This is a genomic window from Nocardiopsis sp. RV163 (assembly GCF_001029525.1).
In the GTDB taxonomy this organism is placed as follows: domain Bacteria; phylum Actinomycetota; class Actinomycetes; order Streptosporangiales; family Streptosporangiaceae; genus Nocardiopsis; species Nocardiopsis dassonvillei.
The window spans coordinates 1-1,308 of record NZ_LEKI01000338.1 but is presented as its reverse complement, the minus strand read 5'-3'; the positions used below and the strand labels follow the sequence as shown (position 1 = coordinate 1,308).

Annotated in this window: 1 protein-coding gene; it reads left to right on the top strand. The window is 67.3% G+C overall.

Going from position 1 to position 1,308, the window contains the following annotated elements:
• The first annotated feature begins 126 nt into the window (after nt 1-126).
• Entirely contained in the window at nt 127-1,275 is a 1,149-nt protein-coding gene (locus tag ABD54_RS26575) for an IS30 family transposase (protein WP_394324554.1), read from the top strand.
• Nucleotides 1,276-1,308: the final 33 nt, after the last annotated feature.

Below are 1,308 nucleotides of genomic sequence, written 5' to 3'. Positions count from 1 at the left end.
CTTGGGTTCTAGTGGTGGTTGCAACACCCCAGTTCAAGGGGTGCGATGCACTTCCAGATCCGTAAGAACCGAGTACCACAGGGCCCGAGGAAGCTCTCCGCTGAGCGAGCGGCATACTTGCAGCTCATGCAGCAGGGCCACAGCAACGCCGAAGCCTGCCTGATCGTCGGCGTAGACGAACGCACCGGCAGGAAGTGGCGTAACGGTCGCAGCGCCGAAAACGGCCGCAGGGCGGTGCCACCCATCACCACGGTGGTACCGCCCACCGGCCCGTCCCGCTACCTCAACGAAGCCGAGCGCATCCACATCGCTGACCTGCACCGCGAGGGCAAGTCCGCACGAGCGATCGCCGCCGAGCTGGGACGTGACCACTCCACGATCAGCCGGGAGGTCCGCCGTAACGGCACCGTGGACCCGCGTGGCAAGCGCCACTACCGCCCCCACGCGGCCCAGCGCCGGGCCGATGCCCGCAGGCCACGCCCCAAACCCGCCAAGATCGCCTTGGACCCCGAGCTGCGTGCCCGGGTTCAGGACCTGTTGGACCAGCGGTGGAGCCCCGAACAGATCAGTCGTAGGCTCAAACGGGACTTCCCCGACCGGCCGGAGCTGCACGTGTGCCACGAGACGATCTACCAGGCCCTCTACGTCCAAGGCCGTGGCCAACTGCGCCGGGAGCTGGCCGGTGCGTTGCGCTCAGGACGCGCCCGACGCAAACCCCGCCGCCAGGCCCAGCAGCGACAACCACGCTTTGCCGCTCCGATGGTGATGATCAGCGAACGCCCACCCGAGGTCGCCGACCGGGCGGTGCCCGGGCACTGGGAGGGCGATCTGATCATCGGTGCCGAAGGTGGCTCGGCGATCGGCACCCTGGTGGAGCGTTCCACCCGCTACACCATGCTGTTGCACCTGCCCCACGGGCGCGGCGCGGAGCAGGTGCGTGATGCTCTGGCCGCCACGGTCCAGACCCTGCCTCGGCATCTGACCCGCTCGATCACTTGGGACCAGGGTTCGGAGATGGCCGGGCACGGGGCGTTCACCACCGCCACCGACATCCCGGTCTACTTCTGTGATCCGGCCAGTCCCTGGCAGCGCGGCTCCAACGAGAACACCAACGGCCTACTCAGGCAGTACTTCCCCAAGGGCACTGATCTGTCCGTGCACTCTCGCGAGCATGTGGAGGCGGTGGCCGTCCAGCTCAACGGGCGCCCACGCAAAACGCTCGGCTGGGATACCCCAGCCGAGCGCCTCGCTAAGCTGCTTCAAGCAAGCAACTGACCTTCAGTGTTGCAACGATCCCTAGAATTCGCC

Excerpts from the sequence above, each read along its gene's own strand:
- ABD54_RS26575 (WP_394324554.1), top strand. The coding sequence starts at position 127 with ATGCAGCAGGGCCACAGCAACGCCGAAGCCTGCCTGATCGTCGGCGTA.